The 20,821-nt window shown below is 50.5% G+C and carries 20 protein-coding genes; 6 read left to right on the forward strand and 14 right to left on the reverse strand.

Annotation, left to right across the window (positions count from 1 at the left end):
- Positions 1–569: 569 nt before the first annotated feature.
- Entirely contained in the window at positions 570–1,469 is a 900-nt protein-coding gene (gene eamA / locus OGY04_RS06365) for an O-acetylserine/cysteine exporter (protein ID WP_100272486.1), read from the reverse strand.
- Between the two features lie 197 nt (positions 1,470–1,666).
- On the opposite strand from eamA, the gene ydeE reads away from it, so the two are divergent.
- Positions 1,667–2,854, forward strand: coding sequence for an efflux MFS transporter YdeE (gene ydeE, locus OGY04_RS06370; RefSeq protein WP_286584982.1), 1,188 nt, complete (start codon positions 1,667–1,669; stop codon positions 2,852–2,854).
- Positions 2,855–2,894: 40 nt separating this feature from the next.
- Here ydeE and urtE read toward each other — a convergent pair whose 3' ends face one another.
- Genes urtE through urtA form a run of 5 tightly spaced genes read right to left on the reverse strand, consistent with a single transcriptional unit; the run spans position 2,895 to position 8,362 of the window.
- Positions 2,895–3,593, reverse strand: a complete 699-nt coding sequence (urtE, locus tag OGY04_RS06375; RefSeq protein ID WP_048214207.1) for an urea ABC transporter ATP-binding subunit UrtE — start codon at positions 3,591–3,593, stop codon at positions 2,895–2,897.
- 9 nt (positions 3,594–3,602) lie between these two features.
- Positions 3,603–4,400, reverse strand: a complete 798-nt coding sequence (urtD, locus tag OGY04_RS06380; protein WP_286584983.1) for an urea ABC transporter ATP-binding protein UrtD — start codon at positions 4,398–4,400, stop codon at positions 3,603–3,605.
- Complete coding sequence (urtC, locus tag OGY04_RS06385; protein ID WP_008784742.1) at positions 4,400–5,473, reverse strand: urea ABC transporter permease subunit UrtC; 1,074 nt, start codon at positions 5,471–5,473, stop codon at positions 4,400–4,402. Before urtC ends, urtD begins: the two co-directional genes overlap by 1 nt.
- Positions 5,473–7,047 (reverse strand): urea ABC transporter permease subunit UrtB, encoded by a 1,575-nt coding sequence (gene urtB / locus OGY04_RS06390; RefSeq protein WP_267454674.1) that lies wholly within the window; start codon positions 7,045–7,047, stop codon positions 5,473–5,475. The genes urtC and urtB overlap by 1 nt, the downstream gene beginning before the upstream one ends.
- 43 nt (positions 7,048–7,090) lie before the next feature.
- On the reverse strand, positions 7,091–8,362 hold the full coding sequence (gene urtA / locus OGY04_RS06395; RefSeq protein ID WP_071446471.1) for an urea ABC transporter substrate-binding protein: 1,272 nt from the start codon (positions 8,360–8,362) through the stop codon (positions 7,091–7,093).
- A 486-nt stretch (positions 8,363–8,848) separates the two neighbouring features.
- On the opposite strand from urtA, the gene mgtS reads away from it, so the two are divergent.
- Positions 8,849–8,944 carry a protein MgtS gene (gene mgtS / locus OGY04_RS06400; protein ID WP_003032406.1) on the forward strand — a complete coding sequence of 32 codons (96 nt, stop codon included), beginning with the start codon at positions 8,849–8,851 and terminating at the stop codon, positions 8,942–8,944.
- Positions 8,944–8,988: a hypothetical protein gene (locus OGY04_RS23210; RefSeq protein ID WP_424953288.1), complete on the forward strand. Its 45-nt coding sequence runs from the start codon at positions 8,944–8,946 to the stop codon at positions 8,986–8,988. The genes mgtS and OGY04_RS23210 overlap by 1 nt, the downstream gene beginning before the upstream one ends.
- Positions 8,989–9,228: 240 nt before the next feature.
- On the opposite strand, the gene OGY04_RS06405 is transcribed toward OGY04_RS23210, so the two are convergent.
- The 3 genes from OGY04_RS06405 to dcp all read right to left on the reverse strand — a co-directional run bounded on the left by OGY04_RS06405 (position 9,229) and on the right by dcp (position 12,835).
- Positions 9,229–10,155: a diguanylate cyclase gene (locus tag OGY04_RS06405; protein ID WP_286584985.1), complete on the reverse strand. Its 927-nt coding sequence runs from the start codon at positions 10,153–10,155 to the stop codon at positions 9,229–9,231.
- Positions 10,156–10,310: 155 nt separating this feature from the next.
- The gene (locus tag OGY04_RS06410; protein ID WP_235123791.1) at positions 10,311–10,571 is read right to left on the reverse strand and encodes a hypothetical protein; all 261 of its coding nucleotides are present in this window, start codon (positions 10,569–10,571) and stop codon (positions 10,311–10,313) included.
- 218 nt (positions 10,572–10,789) lie between these two features.
- Positions 10,790–12,835, reverse strand: coding sequence for a peptidyl-dipeptidase Dcp (gene dcp, locus OGY04_RS06415; protein WP_286584989.1), 2,046 nt, complete (start codon positions 12,833–12,835; stop codon positions 10,790–10,792).
- A gap of 137 nt (positions 12,836–12,972) precedes the next feature.
- Between dcp and ydfG the strand changes: the two genes are divergently transcribed.
- The 3 genes from ydfG to ydfZ all read left to right on the forward strand — a co-directional run bounded on the left by ydfG (position 12,973) and on the right by ydfZ (position 14,887).
- Positions 12,973–13,719 (forward strand): bifunctional NADP-dependent 3-hydroxy acid dehydrogenase/3-hydroxypropionate dehydrogenase YdfG, encoded by a 747-nt coding sequence (gene ydfG, locus OGY04_RS06420; protein WP_020996406.1) that lies wholly within the window; start codon positions 12,973–12,975, stop codon positions 13,717–13,719.
- 86 nt (positions 13,720–13,805) lie between these two features.
- On the forward strand, positions 13,806–14,492 hold the full coding sequence (locus OGY04_RS06425) for a GntR family transcriptional regulator (protein WP_167819925.1): 687 nt from the start codon (positions 13,806–13,808) through the stop codon (positions 14,490–14,492).
- Between the two features lie 191 nt (positions 14,493–14,683).
- On the forward strand, positions 14,684–14,887 hold the full coding sequence (ydfZ, locus tag OGY04_RS06430; protein ID WP_003032393.1) for a putative selenium delivery protein YdfZ: 204 nt from the start codon (positions 14,684–14,686) through the stop codon (positions 14,885–14,887).
- A 74-nt stretch (positions 14,888–14,961) separates the two neighbouring features.
- Here the strand turns inward: ydfZ and OGY04_RS06435 are convergent, their stop codons facing one another.
- From OGY04_RS06435 to OGY04_RS06455, 5 genes are all read right to left on the reverse strand, one after another.
- The gene (locus OGY04_RS06435; RefSeq protein WP_286584991.1) at positions 14,962–16,428 is read right to left on the reverse strand and encodes a mannitol dehydrogenase family protein; all 1,467 of its coding nucleotides are present in this window, start codon (positions 16,426–16,428) and stop codon (positions 14,962–14,964) included.
- A 165-nt stretch (positions 16,429–16,593) separates the two neighbouring features.
- On the reverse strand, positions 16,594–17,973 hold the full coding sequence (locus OGY04_RS06440) for an MFS transporter (RefSeq protein WP_286584992.1): 1,380 nt from the start codon (positions 17,971–17,973) through the stop codon (positions 16,594–16,596).
- Positions 17,974–18,026: 53 nt separating this feature from the next.
- Positions 18,027–19,046 carry a Zn-dependent oxidoreductase gene (locus OGY04_RS06445; protein WP_003832908.1) on the reverse strand — a complete coding sequence of 340 codons (1,020 nt, stop codon included), beginning with the start codon at positions 19,044–19,046 and terminating at the stop codon, positions 18,027–18,029.
- Between the two features lie 13 nt (positions 19,047–19,059).
- Positions 19,060–20,274: a starvation-sensing protein RspA gene (rspA, locus tag OGY04_RS06450; protein WP_003832907.1), complete on the reverse strand. Its 1,215-nt coding sequence runs from the start codon at positions 20,272–20,274 to the stop codon at positions 19,060–19,062.
- Positions 20,275–20,381: 107 nt separating this feature from the next.
- Positions 20,382–20,708, reverse strand: coding sequence for a YnfA family protein (locus OGY04_RS06455; RefSeq protein ID WP_008784733.1), 327 nt, complete (start codon positions 20,706–20,708; stop codon positions 20,382–20,384).
- Between the last annotated feature and the right edge of the window lie 113 nt (positions 20,709–20,821).

Here is a 20,821-nt window from a genome sequence, read left to right on the forward strand (position 1 = left end):
TCCCGACTCCCGGCGGGAAAATTGTTGCTGCGCAATACCCTCCGCTTATTCCTAAAGGCTACCGGGCCGGGCGCGAGGAAGCGTCCTTGCAAAGCGCGCCCTGAGCCAGCATCCATGCTGGCTCTCCCGGCCTTACGGAAACACGTCGGCAATTTTCAGCCGGACCAGCCCACACCTGACCATCTGCGTTTTTTGTTTAAACAGCAAAAAAGATTTAACTGGAAGTCAGTGCGTTGAAGCGATGACCCCGGTCCGGCTGAAAATCGATGAGGCGTTGACGGCTGACCGGGGCTGTCCGCAGGGATGCGGACAGAGGGGACGGCCTGCATGGACGCAGGCTCGGCCCCGACCCGACAGGCAGACGACATAAGACGAATAACTCGCGCAGCGACGATTTTCCCGCCGGGAGCCTGGGATGCAAGGGAGACGGCGGTGAGTCTCCCTTGCACGTTCACGGGTATCTACGCTTCAGAGAAATGACACCGCTGAGGTGAACGGAACCATGAGCAATAATCACATGTTCACCATACATGCTTAACTGACGAGCATTACTCCACTGCGGGGCTTTTTTAGCCCCTCACCGATGCAACCTTACGCAACCGAAAGCCAAACACATTGATATACAACCCTGCCATGATCAGTAGCGCACCGAGCAGTTGCAATCCGGTCAGCGTTTCATCCAGCAGCACGACCGCACTCGCCAGTCCAACGACCGGCACCAACAGCGACAACGGCGCGACACGCCAGGTTTCATAGCGTCCGAGTAACGAACCCCAGATACCGTAACCCACAATGGTCGCCACAAACGCCAGATAAACCAGTGAAAGAATGGTGGTCATATCTATCTCCACCAGACTGTGGGTCATTTGCGTTGGACCATCCAGAAGCCATGATGCCAGGAAGAACGGAACAATGGGAATTAACGCGCTCCATACCACCAACGACATAACGGCCGGACGCGATGTATGCTGCATGATTTTTTTGTTAAAGATATTGCCGCAGGCCCAGCTTAGCGCCGCCGCCAGCGTCAGCATAAAACCGAGCATGCCAACATGCTGACCATTCAGACTGGCCTCAATCAGCACCAGCACGCCAAATACCGCCAGCGCAATCCCAACCAATTGTTTACCCTGCAGACGTTCACCGAAAGCAAATGCGCCCAGAACAATGGTAAAAAACGCCTGAGCCTGCAATACCAGAGAAGCTAACCCTGCAGGCATGCCGAATTTGATAGCGCTAAAGAGAAATGCGAACTGCCCAAAACTGATGGTCAGGCCATAGCCGAGCAATAACGAAAGTGGGATTTTCGGCCTGGCAACAAAGAGTATTGCCGGAAACGCCACCAGTAAAAAACGTAATCCCGCCAACATTAGCGGTGGCATATTGTGCAGACCCACTTTAATAACGACAAAGTTCAGTCCCCAAACCACGACAACCAGTAACGCTAACAACCCGTCTTTACGCGACATACCACCGCCCCTGCAAATATTAAATTTTTGTAAACAAGTTAAAGTAACGGAAATCGTTGTGCCGTAACAGATCATTATTTCAGGTAGGCCACGCAAGGCATTTTCGGACAACTTATTGAGTGTACATCACAGTTTTGGCATGCTATTTGTTTCTTATATCTAAAAAAACATAACAACATGCATTGTCGGGCAGGCAAATGAATATCTCCTTGAGAAGGTCCACTCTCGCGTTACTCGCGTCATCATTATTATTAACAATTGGCCGTGGCGCCACTCTGCCATTTATGACGATTTACCTCAGTCGGCAGTATCATCTGAGCGTTGACCTGATCGGCTATGCGATGACGGTCGCGCTGACCATTGGCGTGGTGTTCAGCCTTGGCTTTGGTATTCTGGCCGACAAGTTCGATAAAAAACGCTATATGCTGCTGGCAATTTGTGGCTTTGCTTCTGGCTTTATTGCAATCCCACTGGTGCATAACGTGGTGGTAGTGGTTTTGCTTTTTGCCCTGATCAACTGTGCCTACTCCGTCTTCGCCACGGTGCTGAAGGCCTGGTTTGCCGATAATCTGTCTGCCACCAACAAGACTAAAATTTTCTCGCTCAACTATACCGTGCTGAATATTGGCTGGACCGTTGGCCCACCGCTGGGCACGCTGCTGGTGATGCAAAGCATTAACCTGCCTTTCTGGCTGGCTGCCGCCTGTTCAGCATTGCCACTGGTGTTTATCCAGACCTGGGTAAAACGTTCGACTGCACCATCAGAAGGTTTAAACGCCGCGGTGTGGTCCCCATCGGTACTCCTGCGCGACCGGGCATTATTTTGGTTTACGTTATCGGCCTTTCTGGCATCGTTTGTTGGCGGTGCTTTTGCGTCCTGTATTTCGCAGTACGTTATGGTGGTCGCCGATGGCGATTTTGCCGAGAAAGTGGTAGCAGTCGTCCTGCCCGTTAACGCCGCCATCGTAGTATCACTGCAATACGCGCTTGGCCGCAGGCTCACCGCCACGAATATCCGCCCGCTGATGACAGTGGGTACAGTCTTCTTTGTCGTTGGCCTGGTCGGTTTCGCTTTCTCCGGCAACAGCCTGTTGTTTTGGGGAATTTCTGCTGCCTTTTTCACTATCGGCGAAGTCATTTACGCGCCGGGTGAATACATGCTTATCGACAACATCGCGCCAGCAGGCATGAAAGCCAGCTATTTTTCCGCCCAGTCGTTGGGCTGGCTTGGCGCAGCGGTTAACCCATTAGTCAGCGGCGTCATTTTAACCACATTGCCGCCATGGTCGCTGTTTGTCGCGCTGATAGTGGCGATCGTTCTTGCCTGGGCGCTCATGATAAAAGGCATGCGCGCCAAGCCCTGGGGGCAGACGGTGGTTTGCTGATGAGTATAGCGACAGAGCCGAAGCCGCTCTGTCGCATACCTCAGATTGCAACCAGTCCCCGAACGCCCTCGGCCTCCATATTTTTACCATCGCCGCTTTGAATAATGCTGCCCCGCGACATGAGCAGGTATTTGTCGGCCAGCTGCTGCGCAAAATCGTAGAATTGCTCCACCAGCAATATAGCCATATCCCCCCGGTGCGCCAGTTGAGAAATCACCTGACCAATCTCTTTAATCACCGACGGCTGGATCCCTTCCGTTGGCTCATCAAGAATCAACAACTGTGGGCGACTTGCCAGCGCTCGTCCAATGGCCAGTTGCTGCTGTTGCCCGCCGGACAAATCTCCGCCACGCCGATGCTTCATCTCCTGTAAAACCGGAAAGAGCGCGTAAATATCATCAGGCACATGTCGGGCCTCCGGTGCTGAAAAACGGGAAAGACCGAGCAGCAGATTCTCTTCGACCGTCAAACGCGGAAAAATATCACGCCCCTGTGGGACATACGCCACACCGGCTCTGACCCGCTGGTGTGGCTTCCAGTGAGTGACATTTTTATCCTGCCAGAGTACGCTTCCGCTACGGGCCGGAATAAGCCCCATCAGACACTTTAGTAGTGTTGTTTTCCCCACGCCGTTACGCCCCAGCAAGCATGTCACCTCACCGATACGCGCTTCAAAGCTCACCCCGCGCAGAATATGGCTGCCACCATAATATTGATTCAGTTCTTTCACCTGCAGCATATGAACTCCTTAACGCCCGAGATAAACTTCAATAACCTGCTCGTTGGCCTGCACATCGCGAAGACTCCCCTGAGCGAGGACACGTCCCTGATGTAATACTGTGACGCGATCGGCAATGGTTTCAACAAATCCCATATCGTGCTCAACAACCATCAGAGAGTGCTTACCGGCAAGCTGGCGAAACAGCTCCGCCGTGTATTCCGTTTCCGCATCCGTCATCCCCGCCGCGGGTTCATCCAGTAGCAGTAAATGCGGCTCCTGTACCAGCAGCATGCCAATTTCGAGAAACTGTTTTTGCCCATGCGAAAGCAGACCGGCGCGGCAGGCCCGCTCATTACCCAGCCGCAACAGCGCCAGTACTTCATCAATACGATCCCGTTGTTCGCCTGAGAGTCGTGCCCGTAGTGACCCCCAGACAGATTTATCATTTTTCAGCGCCAGCTCCAGGTTCTCTTCCACCGTTAATGCTTCAAATACCGTGGGCTTTTGAAATTTCCGTCCAATCCCCTGACGCGCGATGGCAATGGGATCCAGCGTTGTTAAATCGGTCGACTGATCGTATATCGCACGACCACTTTGCGGTCTGGTTTTTCCGGTTATGACATCCATTAACGTCGTCTTCCCGGCGCCGTTGGGGCCAATAATACAGCGCAGCTCCCCGACGCCAATATTGAGCGAGAGATCCGTTAATGCCTGGAATCCGTCGAAATTAACGTTAATTTTTTCCAGTTGGAGTACCGGGTCCGTTTGTTCGCGAAACCGATCGCCCGGCATCTGGCGAGTAAAAAGTCCTTCATCCGGCTGCATTATTTGTCTCCTTTGCGAAACAGGCCAATCACACCACGGGGTAAAAAAAGCGTAACGCCAATAAAGATCAGGCCAAGAAACAGCTGCCAGTATTCCGGCATAATGACGGTAAACAGGCTTTTAGCACCGTTCACCAGTACAGCGCCAAATACCGGGCCGATCAGGGTTCCACGTCCGCCGAGAGCAACCCAAATCGCCGCTTCAATCGAGTTGGTCGGCGACATTTCGCTGGGGTTGATAATCCCTACCTGCGGGACATAAAGCGCCCCGGCAAGGCCGCACAGTACAGCGGAAAGCGTCCACACCAGTAACTTGAAACCTTTCGGATCGTAACCACAGAACATCAAACGGTTCTCGGCATCGCGCACGGCGGTCAGAATACGACCAAACTTACTGCGGGCCAGCGCAAGTCCCAGCCATATTGCCAGCACCAGTAGCATAACCGTCGCCAGAAACAGCGCGATCCTGGTGGACGTCGCGGTCACCGGAAACCCCAGAATGGTGGTAAAACCGGTAAAACCGTTATTTCCACCAAAGCCGGTTTCATTGCGGAAAAACAGCAGCATTCCGGCGAAAGTCAGGGCCTGGGTCATGATGGAGAAATAGACACCTTTGATTTTTGAACGGAAGGCAAACCAACCAAATACCAGCGCCAGCAGGCCCGGCACCAGAACAACCAGCAGCATCGCCCAGAGAAAATGTTGCGTCCCCCACCAAAACCAGGGCAGCTCGCTCCACGACAGGAACGACATAAAGGCCGGTAATCCTTCGCCGGAAGCCTGGCGCATCAGGTACATTCCCATCGCATAGCCCCCCAGCGCGAAGAAGATACCGTGTCCCAGCGAGAGCATTCCGGCATAACCCCACACCAGATCCAGCGCAACGGCCACAATGGCATAGCAGAGAATTTTCCCGGCCAGCGTCAACGTCCACACCGATATGGCCAGCGGATGCTCCGCAGGTAACAGCGCAAGAAACGGCAGAATAATCAACGCCAGCAGTAAGCCCAGACCCAGCACGCGTGTTGTACGCGGCGCTTTACGCGCCAGCGTTATTGTCATTGGCATCGTCATCAGTCAATAACCCTCCCTTTCAGCGCGAACAGTCCCTGAGGTCGTTTCTGAATAAACAGAATGATCAACACCAGGATCATGATTTTGCCGAGAACCGCCCCCACCTGAGGCTCCAGAATTTTATTGAAGATCCCCAGCCCAAATGCCGCAGCCACGCTCCCGGCAAGCTGTCCAACGCCGCCCAGTACCACCACCAAAAACGAATCGATAATGTAGCTTTGCCCCAGCTCCGGCCCTACGTTACCTAGTTGCGAGAGCGCCACACCTCCCAGTCCGGCAATTCCTGAACCAAGGCCAAAGGCCAGCATATCGACTCGTCCGGTAGGTACGCCGCAGCAGGCCGCCATATTGCGATTTTGCGTCACGGCACGCACGCGCAGCCCGAGGCGCGTTTTATTCAACAGCAGCCAGGTGAAGAACAGCACCAGCATGGCAAAGCCAAGCACCACTATTCGGTTCCACGGCAATATCAGATTGGCATAAACCTGAATGCCGCCGGAAAGCCATGCCGGATTGGCGACTTCCAGGTTTTGCGCGCCGAAAGTCATACGCACCAACTGGATGAGCATCAGGCTGATACCCCAGGTCGCCAGTAGCGTTTCAAGCGGACGGCCATATAAATGGCGTATCACCCCACGCTCGAGCAGCATTCCTACTGCCGCAGTCAGCAAAAAGGCGACCGGAAGTGCAATAACCGGATACCAGGCTAACCCGTGCGGGAAAAACTGCCCCATCAGCTGTTGCACCATCCAGGTACAGTACGCCCCGAGCATCAACATCTCGCCATGCGCCATATTGATGACGCCGAGTAATCCATAGGTTATCGCCAGACCCAATGCCGCAAGCAGCAAAATAGAACCCAGTGACAGTCCCATGAAAGCCTGCCCAAGAAGATCCCCAACCTTCATGCGATGCGAGATGGAATTCAGACTTTCGTCAGCGGCAGCACGCACTCGGGCATCGGGTTCATGTTCAGCCCGGGTAAATGGCTGCAGGCGCGCCTGAGTTTCAGGATCATTTGACGCCCCTAATAGTTCGATTGCCTGAAGCCTGACCTCCGGCGAGGTGCTACCCAGTTGCAGATTTGCCAGTACAATAGCGAGTGCGGATTTCACATCACCATCTGACTCCTGAGCCAGTCGTTGTTGTAAAAACGGCAGCATGTCCGGCTGCGCCTCACGCTGTAATGTACGAGCTGCCTCCTCCCTTACCGTGACACTGTCACTTAAAAGCTGATGGACAGCCAACGCTCCGGCTACCAGATTACGCAGGCGGTTAGTCAGGCGAATTTTTTTTAGCTCGCCGTTTGGGGCTATCGCTGTTCCTAACGGCTGTACGTGCGAGCCGTTCATGATGAAGGCATTTTTCGTGTTATCGGTCAGCAGGTTCTCATCTCGCAGTGCGCTGAGCAGCGGGATGCGCTGAACGTCGGGATTCACCGCCCATTGTTCAAGTAAGGCGGCCTGCTGAGCACGGTTGGAGGCGGTAAAGATATCAGCATCTGCGGCCTGGGCTATCCACGGCAAAAACCACATCAGCAACAACACACCACGAATAAAGCGCATAGCTTTCATGAGCGTTCTCCAAAACATTACCCTCCCGCAGGAGGGCGTTAGATCAGTTGCTGGCGGTTTTCACAGGCTGTTCAGATTTTTTATCATTACCAGCGATGTACGGACTCCACGGCTGGGCGCGGACCGGCTCATCGGTTTGCCACACCACGTTAAACTGGCCGTTGCCTTCAATCTCGCCAATCATGACGGGTTTATGCAGGTGATGGTTGGTCGTATCCATGGTCAGGGTAAAACCTGATGGCGCAGCGAAGGATTGCCCCGCCATAGCAGCACGAACTTTATCCACATCGGTAGTTCCGGCTTTTTCTACCGCCTGCGCCCACATGTGCAGGCCAACATATGTGGCTTCCATTGGGTCGTTCGTCACCACCGAATCCGCATTCGGTAATTTGTGCGCTTTGGCATACGCCCGGTAATCCGCGACAAACTTCTTGTTGGCCGCATTATCGACGGACTCAAAGTAGTTCCAGGCGGCAAGGTTGCCCACCAGCGGTTTGGTATCAATACCGCGTAGCTCCTCCTCACCCACGGAAAAAGCCACCACCGGTACATCGGTGGCTTTCAGCCCCTGATTCGCTAACTCTTTATAGAACGGTACGTTAGAATCCCCATTGATGGTTGATACCACCGCCGTTTTTCCCCCTGCGGCGAATTTTTTAATGCTGGCGACAATGGTCTGGTAATCGCTGTGTCCGAATGGGGTGTACACCTCTTCGATGTCTTTATCGGCGACCCCTTTTGAGTGCAAAAAGGCGCGTAAAATTTTGTTGGTCGTACGCGGATAAACATAATCTGTGCCCAGCAGGAAGAAGCGTTTCGCGCTACCGCCGTCCTCACTCATCAGATACTCAACCGCAGGGATCGCCTGCTGATTGGGGGCTGCGCCGGTATAGAAGACGTTAGGCGACATCTCCTCACCTTCATATTGCACCGGGTAAAACAGCAGACCGTTCAACTCTTCAAATACCGGTAGAACCGATTTACGCGAAACCGATGTCCAGCAGCCGAAAACTGCCGCCACCTTGTCCTGACTCAGCAGTTGTCTTGCTTTTTCAGCAAATAACGGCCAGTTCGAGGCCGGGTCAACCACCACCGGTTCCAGCTTTTTACCCAACACACCGCCCTGAGCATTTATTTCATCGATGGTCATCAACGCCACATCTTTTAGCGGCGTTTCGGATATGGCCATCGTGCCGGATAACGAATGCATGATGCCAACTTTAATGGTGTCGGCTGCCTGAACGCTAAAACTCACGCCCATTGCGACAACAGAGGCAGAAAGTGCAAAAGCTTTTAAAAATGTACGACGCTGCATAGTTTCACTCCTGAAATTAGACTTGCTGAAAGCTCCGGTGCAGCCGGGCAGACAAAACGGTGCAAATTAAGGGTGTTCAGAAGTGATAAGGCAAAAACGATGCCAGATATTAAAACCTCATATAAAATCAACAGATTAGCATCTGACGCACATAGATCAGTTTTACATTTTCCCGCCAAAAGGATTAATCACACGAAAAATTGAACCACCATGAGACAACTCTGCATTATAAACGTGCAACAATCTGTATCAGCAGCACACCGTCATAACAGCGTCTCAGGGTTTAAAAACAGGGTTATTTGTGCGCAGATAAATGTGTCTCGTCACTATTATTTATTTTATTCGACGTGATCATGTCAAAAATTTACTTTTCAGTCGAAATAATCACACAGTTCAGCCTTTGTTTAAGATTGAATTGCTACTATAGTCATAAGCGAGGTGAACTTAAGGTAAGAGAGGAAACTCACAGATAAAGGAGCATTTACTATGCTGGGTAATATGAATATTTTTATGGCTGTTCTGGGAATTATTTTATTTTCCGGTTTCCTGGCCGCGTATTTTAGCCACAGATGGGATGATTGATGAACGGAGATAGTCCTGCACCGAACCGGCCCCTTGTTGCGTAGCTGCACAAGGGGCCATTTTTTTACCTGAATCGCACTCGCTGTGCCTTTTTCCTGATTTACAGATAAAAAAAACCGCCGGATAAACCAGCGGTAAATGCTTGCATGGATAGATTTGTGTTTTGCTTTTATACGCTATCTGGCAATTCCCTGCGAAGATAACGGATAGTCAGCTAACCTATCATCGACAACCCCAATGAAAGTTAAACGAAACGCAACTACCTCAAAGCGTTTTTCGAAAACTCACGCACTGAGGGGATACGAGGTTCCGTCATTGGTGTCCACCAACGCAATTTGCTCATTTTTATCTATAAACATGCAGCGATTCCTGCCGGTCTGTTTCCCCTGATACATCGCCCTGTCGGCCCGACCAAGCGCGGTATCCAGCGTTTCACCCTGTTGAACCCGGGTTATGCCTGCCGTCACCGTGATACCGATCTCTCCCTCAGCGTAGGGAATTTTTTTCTGACCAATCAGACAACAAAGTCGCAAACCCGCCTGGCATGCCTGCTCGTCCGTTTTTGTTCTGATGATGATAATGAACTCTTCTCCACCGTAGCGGTACGCCGCCTCATCATATCGCGTCCATGACAATAAATTTGATGCCAGAGCCCGCAATACCACGTCACCCACCAAATGGCCGTAGGTATCGTTAACGTATTTAAAACGATCGATATCTAACAACAATATATAAAGATTAAGCGGTTCGGCATCGAGCAACTGCCGATCAAAAGACTCATCGAGCATTCTTCTGCCAGGTAAACCTGTTAATGCGTCGATATTACTGCGGATACTCAATAAATATATTTTGTAGTCCATTACAGATGAGGTAAATGCCAGCAGCGCGTCCTGGAAGCTGTCGAAATGCCATGAATGGCTACGATTCTCCACGATAGCCATTAGCAATTTCTTGCCTGATAAATGCATCTTTTCGTGGGTGGCGCTTATCTTGCTTACGTAACTACAATCATCCTCATTGTACCGTGATTGATTATTAAGCCACTGTCCAAATCGACAAGCAAAATGCGAGTTTTCACCCATAATATCTGGCTGCGTAACATCTGAAGACACCACGCAGCGGAACATTGTCACTAACCATTTGTAGTGGGCATCAATGGACTTGTTCAACTCAATCAAAATTGCATCTATTTCCTTCGTATTTCTCATCATCACGTTCTCCCTCCCTGTTCGAGCGTTTCTGATGGAATTATCTTAACGATAAAAAAGAAAATTTATGTAAATTTTTTAATAGTAATTAATAAATCATAATTAACAGGATATTACGCTATACCATCTGTTGTGGCATAGCGTTGTCACTAAAGCGGTCAAACCAATAACGGTTCATTCAGCATTTCATTAAGCCCAATCACCTCTAATTGATCGGATGTGTAGGTTTTGTCGCCTCTGGCATATTGATACGCAGAACCATGGGAAAACCCGGATTCACGCGCTTCTTTATACCGTGCGATGATTTCAGCATTTGAGCGTGAAACATGTGGCGTAAACGGAGTGACGCTGGATTGCACAATTTTACTATCTGCACATCCTGACATAACAAGCACAGCTATTAGAACCCCTATTTTCATTAACAATTACCTGAGAAACCTGCCCGTACATGAACGCTAATCTTATCAAACATCCAAAGGCATCATCATTATTAAACTAGCATTCCTGAATATATTTCATCATCATTTGTTGATAACCATTATTGTCAACTTTCATATAAAACCCTAAAAATTGCCATCTTTTAAAATAATAAAAAACCGGGCATCACGCCCGGCTCAATATTCTGGCTAATAATCTCTTAGACGCTCAAACCACGATGTTCCAGCATCGGATCCATTTTTGGATCACGTCCGCTCCATTGGCGATAAAGTTCAGTTAAATCAGTACTGTTACCGCGGGACAAAATCGCTTCACGGAACTTTTGCCCGTTTTCACGAGTTAATCCGCCCTGCTCTACAAACCACTGATAGCCGTCATCGGCCAGCATTTGCGTCCACAAATAGGCGTAATAACCTGCGGCATAACCGCCGCCGAAGATATGGGCAAAATAGCTGCTGCGATAACGAGGCGGCACAGCCTTGAGATCCAAACCTTCAGCCGCCAGCGCCTGCTGTTCAAATTGATCGACCGAAAGAGATAACGCGCTCTTTTCCAGACTGTGCCAACGCATATCCAACAATGCGGCACTGAGCAGTTCGGTCATGTCGTAACCTTTGTTAAACAGGCTGGCCCGCTGCATCTTATTCCGCAACGCCTGCGGCATTTGCTCCCCGGAATCAACATGACGAGCAAAACGAGCAAAGACCTGCGGATGACTCGCCCAGTGTTCGTTGATCTGCGAAGGAAACTCAACAAAATCACGCGGAGTGTTGGTCCCTGAAAGCGTGGCATAACGCTGAGTGGCGAACAGGCCGTGCAACGTGTGCCCAAACTCATGAAATAACGTAATAACATCATCCCACAATAACAATGCAGGCTGACCCTTTGCTGGTTTTTGATAATTACACACGTTGTAAATAACCGGCCGGGTTTCATTGAGTTGCGATTGCTCAACAAAATTGCCCATCCAGGCACCACCGCTTTTCGATTCCCGGGCAAAGAAATCGCCGTAAAATAACGCCAGCCCTACGCCATCGTGATCGAATATTTCCCATACCCTAACATCCGGGTGATAAACAGGAATGTCGAACCGTTCTATAAATTTTATGCCAAAGAGTTGATTAGCTGTCCAGAAAACGCCCTCGTTCAGCACCGTATCAAGGGCAAAGTAAGGTTTGAGCTGCGCCTCATCAAGTGCATATTTCTCACGACGAACCTGCTCGGCATAAAATGCCCAGTCCCAGGCCTCGACGTTAAATTTCCCCTGTTCGTGATTGATAACATTCTGGATTTCGGCCTGTTCATCCAATGCCCTGGCTCGCGCAGCGGGAACAATCGCCCGCATGAAATTGAGTGCAGCTTCCGGTGTTTTTGCCATCTGATCGGCAATTTTCCAGGCGGCGTAATTGGCAAAACCGAGTAGTTTCGCCTGCTGCATCCGGATCTCGACCAGTCGCTGAATAATCGCCCGAGTATCGTTAGCGTCATTGTTTTCTGCTCTCGTCCATGCGCGGTTGAACAGATTCTCGCGGGTCTGGCGATCGCGTAACGCCGCAAGCGCCGGTTGCTGAGTCGTGTTCAATAGCGGGATAACCCAACGCGCTTCAAGCCCTTTCTCCTTTGCAGCTTCGGCGGCAACAGCAATTTCCTCTGCGCTGAGTCCGTCCAGGTAACGTGCATCATCCACCACCAGAGCACCGGACTTGTTCGCCGCCAGCAGACGTTGATTAAACTGGCTGGTCAACGTGGCGGACTCTGTATTGAGCGCTTTAAGGTTCGCTTTATCGACCTCATTCAAACGCGCGCCGGCTAATACAAAACGCTGGTGGATGACCTCCAGCAAGCGTAATGATTCGCTATCCAACCCCAGCGAACCTCGCTGTTGCCAGACCGCTTCAACGCGCGAAAAAAGCGCGCCATTGAGATAAATATCATTGGCAAGGTTCGCCAGTTCTGCGGAAAATTCTTCGTCAAGGCGCTGTAGTTCATCGTTGGTGTGCGCCGCCGTCATCGCGAAGAAAACGCTGGTTACGCGTGTCAGCAAAGCGCCGCTTTGTTCAAGCGCCAGCAACGTATTGGCAAAATCAGGGGCCTGCGGGTTTTGCACAATCGCCTCGATCTCTGCACGTTTTTGCCGCACGCCTTCATCGAACGCTGGGCGATAGTGCTGCACCTCTATCTGATCAAACTGCGGTGCCTGGTACGGCAACGTGCTGTGACGTAAAAAAGGATTCGTTAACGACATCTTTCACTCCTGAAAACGATTTGTTTACCAGAGTAGACTTCCCAGGAATCAACCGCAATCGCGTTACGCAGGAATAGCTCTGAACGGAAATGACGTGCTATGGTAGTACGACATAAAAAGCGTTGAGGAACAGTGAGATGATCGTTTTAGTAACCGGAGCAACCGCAGGTTTTGGTGAGTGCATTACGCGTCGTTTTATTGAGAATGGGCATAAAGTTATTGCCACCGGACGCCGCCAGGAGCGCCTGCAGGAACTGAAAGAGGAATTGGGTGACCGCCTCTATACCGCGCAACTGGACGTACGTAATCGTGCATCGATTGAAGAGATGATGGACGCCCTGCCTGCTGAATGGCGCAATATTGATGTTCTGGTCAACAACGCGGGTCTGGCGCTGGGCCTTGAGCCTGCTCACAAGGCCAGCATTGAAGACTGGGAGAATATGATCGACACCAACAACAAGGGGCTGGTTTATATGACCCGTGCCGTTCTGCCTGGCATGGTTGAACGCAACCGCGGTCATATTATCAATATCGGTTCTACCGCGGGCAGTTGGCCATACGCTGGCGGTAACGTCTACGGTGCGACCAAAGCGTTTGTTCGCCAGTTTAGCCTGAATTTACGTACTGATTTACACGGCACTGCAATTCGCGTTACCGACATCGAGCCGGGTCTGGTTGGCGGTACGGAGTTCTCTAATGTCCGTTTTAAAGGTGATGACGCCAAAGCTGAAAAAGCCTACGAAAATACCACGGCGCTGACTCCGCAAGATGTTACAGAAGCGGTATGGTGGGTGGCTTCTTTACCGGCTCATGTCAATATCAACACCCTTGAAATGATGCCTGTCACACAGTCTTTTGCCGGGCTGAGTATCCACCGGAGCTAATTTCTCTGCCCGGCCTTGTGCCGGGTATAGATAGCCTGAAAGAAGTGATAAAATATCCGGGTTAACTCTCTAAAAAGTAAGAATGAATGACCGTAGAAACGCAGCTCAACCCTACACAGCCAGTAAATCAACAGATTTACCGTATTCTTCGCCGTGATATCGTGCATTGTCTGATTGCACCCGGTACACCGCTGTCGGAGAAAGAGGTTTCTGTACGCTTTAATGTGTCACGCCAGCCGGTACGAGAAGCATTCATCAAACTGGCCGAGAACGGTCTGATTCAGATCCGCCCGCAGCGTGGCAGCTACGTGAATAAAATTTCGCTGTCGCAGGTGCAAAACGGCTGTTTTGTTCGCCAGGCAATTGAATGTGCCGTGGTACGCCGTGCCGCATCGCTGATCAACGATCAACAGTGCTATCAGCTTGAACAGAATTTGAATCAGCAGCGCATCGCAATTGACCGAAAACAGATTAATGATTTCTTCCAGCTTGATGATGAGTTTCATCAGAAACTGGCTTTAATCGCCGAGTGCCAACTCGCCTGGGATACCGTTGAGAATATAAAGGCTACAATTGACCGCGTTCGTTATATGAGCCTGGATCATATTTCCCCGCCTGAAATGCTGCTACGCCAGCATCACGATATCTTTGCCGCCCTTGAGAAGCATGACGGCGATGCGGTCGAGCGCGCAATGATGCTCCATCTTCAGGAAATTGGTGAGTCCGTTCAGCTTATTCGTCAGGAAAATAGCGACTGGTTCAGCGAAGATTAATACTACGCTCACCTCACTCCGGGGTGAGTTTCTCCTGCGTTTTCCCCGCTCCCGCATAACTGCATAAAAAAAGCTGTGATTTTGATCGAAAACAAAAAAAATCATTAACGAGAAGCGTATTTATATTGCGCCCGTTACGTGGGACTAAAAGCCCACGGGCTTTGACGGTAAGTTGGAAAGGAGAAAACACCATGAAAACATACGATCGTAACCGTAACGCAATCACCACCGGCAGCCGCGTCATGATCAGCGACACCGGACTCACAGGCCGCATTACAGCAATAGATACCGATGGCCTGACCGCTGAGCAGATTCGCCGCGGGAAAACAGTGGAAATCGAAGGATGTGAAGGCAAATACGCCCCCCTCGAGCTGATTCGTTTAGGCATGAACTAATTGGTGTGAATGCCAGAAAACACAGCGCCATCTGGCCGTTGCAAGCCAGATGGCGACATAAAGCATAATCTTCGTTACTTCAGTTTTGCTGCATACTTCGCAACCGTCGCCTTCGCCCCTTCAGCCAGTAAAGTAAGATACGCTTGTGTGACCTGACGGTTGAACAGTTCAACCTGTGGCAGTTCACGGCCAAAAATAGCATCGATTGCCAGCAGCGCCTGAACGCGCTCTTCGCCCTCGTTGCTGCTACGCACCGCATTCTGGATCACCGGCAACAGTGGATCGCTAATTTCAATCGCCTGGCCCTGTTCATCCACACCACCTACGTAACGCATCCAACCAGCGACACCCAGTGCCAGCAGCGCAAAGTCACTACCGTGCACAATGTGCCAACGAATGGAATCAAGCATACGCTGCGGCAGTTTTTGGCTACCGTCCATGGCGATCTGCCAGGTACGATGACGCAGCGCCGGATTGCTGTAGCGTTCAATTAACAGATCGGCGTAACGCTGTAGGTCAACACCTTTTACTTTCAGCGTAGGTGCTTGTTCCTGCAACATCAGCGCACGTGCAGCAAGACGATAGTTTTCATCGCCCATGCAATCGTTAGTATGTTGATATCCCGCCAGATACCCAAGATACGCAAGGAAAGAGTGGCTGCCGTTGAGCATACGCAGTTTCATCTCTTCAAACGGAATGACATCAGCTACCAGTTCCGCCCCGGCCTTTTCCCATTCAGGACGGCCGGCAACAAAGTTATCTTCAATTACCCACTGGCGGAACGGTTCGCATGCCACGCCTGCCGGGTCGCGTACACTGGTGATATGTTCAATTTTGTCCAGCGTCTCCTGCGTAACTGCAGGGACAATGCGGTCAACCATTGTTGATGGGAATGTCACATGTTGTTCGATCCACGCGGCCAGTTCCATATCTACCGCTCGGGCATATGCAATGACAACATTGCGCATCACATGACCGTTTTCTGGCATGTTATCGCAGGACATCACGGTAAAAGCGGCTAAACCCGCGGTTTTGCGACGTGCCAGGGCTTCAACCACCACGCCCGGCGCAGTTTTAGGCTGTTTGGGGTTTTGCAGATCGGCTGCAATCATCGGGTTGTCTAACATCAGTTGGCCGGTCGCCGGAGAATGGCAGTATCCTTTCTCGGTGATGGTCAGGGAAACGATCGCGACCTGCGGTTCACACATCGCTGCCAGTACGCTTTCCAGACCATCAACCTGCGCATGCAATGCATTTTTCACCACGCCCACGACTCTCGCAGTCCAGGCATCAGCAGACATCTCTGCAACGGTATACAGATTATCTTGCTGTTTCAGATCGAAAATCTGCTGCTCGCCGCCAATCAGGTTCACTTCGCAGTAGCCCCAGTCACTGCCGTGATCGGCGGCCAGAATGTCAGCGTAAACACCCTGATGTGCGCGGTGAAACGCGCCAAACCCCAGATGAACAATACGCGGAACCAGTTTTGTACGATCGTAGTCAGGAAGTGCAGCCTTTGCCGCTAAGAGCTTGTTTTGCATGGTATGGCCTACTTATAAATGAAATCAGGACTGTTCCAGAGTAACGCCTGTATGGTTGTATGTTTTGATTTGCATTAAGCTTTTTATGATTGGTATGACATCATGTAAAGCTGTGTAATAGCATGGGCAGCGTTCAAGTACATCCGCCCATGCTACTGTCTGGTATCAGCTTGTCTGAGTCACCGAACAACGAACCTTCTCGGCTTTATTCACCTCGGCAGCATCCTCAAGTACGCTCAGGTCGCGATCTTTCACTTCTGGCATCAGCAACGCGGAAATCAAACCAATCAGTGAGTAAGCGATGACCATCACCAGAATTGGCCACCAGGAATTAGTCATGTTGCAGAAAATACCCGCCAGAACCGGACCAAAACCAACAGCAACCAACCCGCCTGCTTCTTTTGAAATCGCCATTCGCGTAAACCGGTTACGCGCACCGAACATTTCCGCCATAGTAATATTTTCGAGAGCAAACAACCCCAATACGGCAAAATTATGAATAACAATCAATGCCGTCATAATGACACCCGGGCTATACGTTTTATCCACTACAATTGACAGCATCGGGTAAGCCAAAATAATTGCTGAAATATTCAGGATAATATAAGGCAAACGACGACCAAACTTATCAGACAACCAGCCAAGCAACGGTATTGTAATAAAGCCCAACACCGAACTGATCATTAAGGCATCAGTGGGTATAGATTTATCAAATAAAAGCGCCTGCACTAAATAACCGGCAAGGAAGGTTTGGATTAATCCTGAATTACCCGCCTGTCCAAAACGTAGGCCGGTTGCCAGCCAGAAAGATTTACTGGTAAACATCGCCCCCAGCGTATTTTCTGACGAATTATTTAATGCCGGAGCGTTTTCTTCATCATTCACTTTCTCAAATACCGGGCTTTCTTTGAGATTCATACGCAACCAGATGGCAAAGATCATCACCACGACACTCGCCAGGAACGGAATGCGCCAACCCCAGGCTAATAACTCCTCACGGTCGAGCGCAAAGAACATCACCGCCCAGATGGCCGTTGCGCTAAGGGTTCCACAGTTGGTCCCCATGGCAACAAGTGAGGAAATAATGCCACGTTTACCTTTTGGCGCGTACTCGGCAAGCATCGTGCCTGCGCCCGAAATTTCAGCCCCCGCACCAAGCCCTTGCACGATACGCAGCGTCACCAGCAGCACAGGCGCAAAGATACCAATTTGTGCATATGTTGGCAGCACGCCAATTAAGGTCGTACAAATTCCCATCATCGTAATGGTAATAAAAAGTACTTTTTTACGGCCGATGCTGTCTCCCATTTTGCCAAATATAAATGCCCCAACAATGCGAGCAATATATCCTGCACCGTATGTACCCATCGCTAAAATAAGCGCCATGGCGGCAGACTGTTCCGGGAAAAATATTTCATGGAATACCAGTGCGGCACCCAAAGAATATAACTGAAAATCCATAAATTCAAGCGCAGTACCCAACCATCCGGATACGGCAGCTCTAACCAGATCTTTCGTGGATCTTTCGTGTTTTTCTTGATTCATATTGGCTATCTCTAAGAGGTAAGATGCGTACCACTTACTCGCAGTTATTTATATTATTCACTGAATGTAAGTAAGACTTTGCAGCAGTGCTGCTGATCTTTCTCAAACAATTCAATTGCGTCGGTAACGTGGTGATAGTCAAAAGTGTGAGTAATAAGTTGATTAGGATCGATAAGTCCGTTGACCAACCAATCAATCACAATCGGGAATTTGTTCGCATTTAATCTTGAGGAATAAATGGACAGTTCTTTCCCGGTAATGCCTTGTTGAATAATCTGACAAGGATCGCTGGAGAAGCCCATCAGAACAATTCGCGCGGCCGGCGATGCCAGCGTGATTGCCTCCTGTAAAATGGATGGATGGCAAGCTGCATCCACGATAATGGTCGGTTTTAGTCCGTTTTCCGCAAGGAACTCTTGCAACGAGTGCTGACTATTATTGATTGCCCAGTCTGCACCGCACTGCTTCGCCATGGCCAGGCGCTCATCGATTCTGTCAGCAATCACTACAGTTTTGACCTTATAGACACGCTTAAGCGCCTGTACAGTGGTCAATCCCATAGGCCCTGCGCCATAAATTAGCGCAATATCGTTTTCTGTTGGTTTAATTTGCCCGGTCACGTTTGCGGCGATAGTGAAAGGTTCCACCATAACGGCATGCTCATCAGGCACTGTATCGGGGATCGTCCAGGCATTTTTCGCTGGCACAACAGCGTACTCGCTGAAACCGCCATCGCGATGCACGCCCAGCACCACCAGCGATGTACAAACGTTAGGTTTACCAATTGAACAGGGATAACAATGTCCGCAGCTGATGACCGGATCAACGGACACCCGTTCACCTATTCTCGAATGGTCAACGCCGTCACCTACCGCCTCGATCACGCCATAAAACTCGTGGCCAATCACGCGCGGGTATTGTGCGAATGGATTATGACCGCGATAAATATGACTGTCGGAACCACAAATCCCCGCCAGTTTCACTTTTACCCTCACCTCACCTGCTAAGGGTTCTGGCACCGGTCGTTCGGCGATAATCAGCGTATTCGGTTTTTCAATTACGATACTTTTCATAGCAAATCACTCCTTACCAGTTCCACAGCGTGCCATCTTCCAGGCGAGCAACGGGCAGATATGCAGGGTCATACGGATATTTCGCCGCCAGTTTTTCGTCAAACTCGATCCCAAGACCAGGTTTGTCTCCTGGGTGCATATAGCCGTTATCAAAGGTCCAGTTATGTGGGAACACCTCCAGCATTTGCTCGGAATAGCCCATATATTCCTGTACGCCGAAGTTCGGCACCCACAGATCAAAATGCAGCGCGGCGGCCATGCACACAGGCGACAGATCGGAAGGTCCATGTGAACCGGTACGAACCTGATACAGCGACGCGAAATCGGCAATCCGGCGCATACCGGTGATACCACCCGCATGGGTGATGGTGGTGCGGATATAGTCGATCAGTTGTTCTTCAATAAGCTGTTTACAGTCCCAGATGCTGTTGAACACTTCCCCTACCGCAATCGGCGTGACCGTATGCTGGCGGATCAGGCGGAAGCACTCCTGGTTTTCAGCTGGCGTTGGGTCTTCCATCCAGAACAAACGGTACTGTTCAATGCTTTTGCCAAAACGGGCCGCTTCAATTGGCGTCAGACGGTGGTGCATATCGTGTAAAAGGTGTTCGTTGAAACCAAACTTGTCACGCACGGCAGCAAACAATTTTGGTGTGAAATCCAGGTATTTCTCCGTTGACCACAACTGCTCTTCCGGCCATTGCCCTTTGGTGGCGGGTTCGTAGGCCAGTCCTTTGCCCTTAGACATACCGTAAGTGGTTTTCATACCCGGCACGCCGCACTGCACGCGAATGGCTTTAAAGCCCATTTCTTTATGACGTGCATAATCTTCGAGTACGTCATCAACGGTATGGCCTGTGGTGTGGCAGTAGACCATAACCCCTTCACGAGAAGCACCGCCGAGCAACTGGTACAACGGCATATTCGCCGCTTTCGCTTTGATGTCCCAGAGAGCCATATCCACCGCAGAAATCGCCGACATGGTGACCGGACCACGACGCCAGTAAGCGCCTTTGTAGAAAAACTGCCAGATGTCCTCAATACGATGCGCATCGCGACCAATAAGCTGCGGACACACGTGATCTTTCAGATAGGACGCCACGGACAGCTCGCGTCCATTTAACGTGGCATCTCCCAGCCCGGTGATCCCATCTTCTGTCGTAATTTTCAACGTTACAAAATTACGCCCAGGACAGGTGACAAACACTTCAGCCCCAACAATCTTCATTTCTTATTCCCTACATCTGTTCTTGTGATGCAGGAAATTTACTCAACTGAGCTACTACCATACAAGTATAAAGATCAAAAAAGCGCTGTTTGATCACAAAAAAGGCGCTATGCGCGCCCCCATCCAGCCACAATGATCAGCATGCCGCACAACGCCACCAGCGCGCCAGACCAGTCATATAAACTGAGTTTTACACCATCGACAATACGTAGCCATAGCAGCGCGGTCACCACGTAAACACCGCCATAGGCTGCGTATACACGCCCGCTGGCTGCCGGATGCAGTGTCAGCAACCAGACGAATAAAGCCAGTGACACCCCGGCGGGTATCAGCAACCAGGCTGTAGCTCCTCGCTTAAGCCAAAGCCAGGGTAAAAAGCAGCCAATAATTTCGCATAACGCGGTGATGAAAAAAAGAAATGTGGTCTTAAGCATTGATGTTATTCAGTTACCTTCGGTTTAACCATGATACGACAGAATCTCGTTAGCGTATCCATATCCACCGGGTGGGTATGCCCGCAAACTGGAATAGTGTAGAATTTAACCCT

The organism is Citrobacter sp. Cpo091 (assembly GCF_030332645.1).
In the GTDB taxonomy this organism is placed as follows: Bacteria; Pseudomonadota; Gammaproteobacteria; order Enterobacterales; family Enterobacteriaceae; genus Citrobacter; species Citrobacter portucalensis.

Excerpts from the sequence above, each read along its gene's own strand:
- eamA (WP_100272486.1), bottom strand. The coding sequence starts at position 1,469 with ATGTCGCGTAAAGACGGGTTGTTAGCGTTACTGGTTGTCGTGGTTTGG.
- ydeE (WP_286584982.1), top strand. The coding sequence starts at position 1,667 with ATGAATATCTCCTTGAGAAGGTCCACTCTCGCGTTACTCGCGTCATCA.
- urtE (WP_048214207.1), bottom strand. The coding sequence starts at position 3,593 with ATGCTGCAGGTGAAAGAACTGAATCAATATTATGGTGGCAGCCATATT.
- urtD (WP_286584983.1), bottom strand. The coding sequence starts at position 4,400 with ATGCAGCCGGATGAAGGACTTTTTACTCGCCAGATGCCGGGCGATCGG.
- urtC (WP_008784742.1), bottom strand. The coding sequence starts at position 5,473 with ATGACGATGCCAATGACAATAACGCTGGCGCGTAAAGCGCCGCGTACA.
- urtB (WP_267454674.1), bottom strand. The coding sequence starts at position 7,047 with ATGAAAGCTATGCGCTTTATTCGTGGTGTGTTGTTGCTGATGTGGTTT.
- urtA (WP_071446471.1), bottom strand. The coding sequence starts at position 8,362 with ATGCAGCGTCGTACATTTTTAAAAGCTTTTGCACTTTCTGCCTCTGTT.
- mgtS (WP_003032406.1), top strand. The coding sequence starts at position 8,849 with ATGCTGGGTAATATGAATATTTTTATGGCTGTTCTGGGAATTATTTTA.
- OGY04_RS06405 (WP_286584985.1), bottom strand. The coding sequence starts at position 10,155 with ATGATGAGAAATACGAAGGAAATAGATGCAATTTTGATTGAGTTGAAC.
- OGY04_RS06410 (WP_235123791.1), bottom strand. The coding sequence starts at position 10,571 with ATGAAAATAGGGGTTCTAATAGCTGTGCTTGTTATGTCAGGATGTGCA.
- dcp (WP_286584989.1), bottom strand. The coding sequence starts at position 12,835 with ATGTCGTTAACGAATCCTTTTTTACGTCACAGCACGTTGCCGTACCAG.
- ydfG (WP_020996406.1), top strand. The coding sequence starts at position 12,973 with ATGATCGTTTTAGTAACCGGAGCAACCGCAGGTTTTGGTGAGTGCATT.
- OGY04_RS06425 (WP_167819925.1), top strand. The coding sequence starts at position 13,806 with ATGACCGTAGAAACGCAGCTCAACCCTACACAGCCAGTAAATCAACAG.
- ydfZ (WP_003032393.1), top strand. The coding sequence starts at position 14,684 with ATGAAAACATACGATCGTAACCGTAACGCAATCACCACCGGCAGCCGC.
- OGY04_RS06435 (WP_286584991.1), bottom strand. The coding sequence starts at position 16,428 with ATGCAAAACAAGCTCTTAGCGGCAAAGGCTGCACTTCCTGACTACGAT.
- OGY04_RS06440 (WP_286584992.1), bottom strand. The coding sequence starts at position 17,973 with ATGAATCAAGAAAAACACGAAAGATCCACGAAAGATCTGGTTAGAGCT.
- OGY04_RS06445 (WP_003832908.1), bottom strand. The coding sequence starts at position 19,046 with ATGAAAAGTATCGTAATTGAAAAACCGAATACGCTGATTATCGCCGAA.
- rspA (WP_003832907.1), bottom strand. The coding sequence starts at position 20,274 with ATGAAGATTGTTGGGGCTGAAGTGTTTGTCACCTGTCCTGGGCGTAAT.
- OGY04_RS06455 (WP_008784733.1), bottom strand. The coding sequence starts at position 20,708 with ATGCTTAAGACCACATTTCTTTTTTTCATCACCGCGTTATGCGAAATT.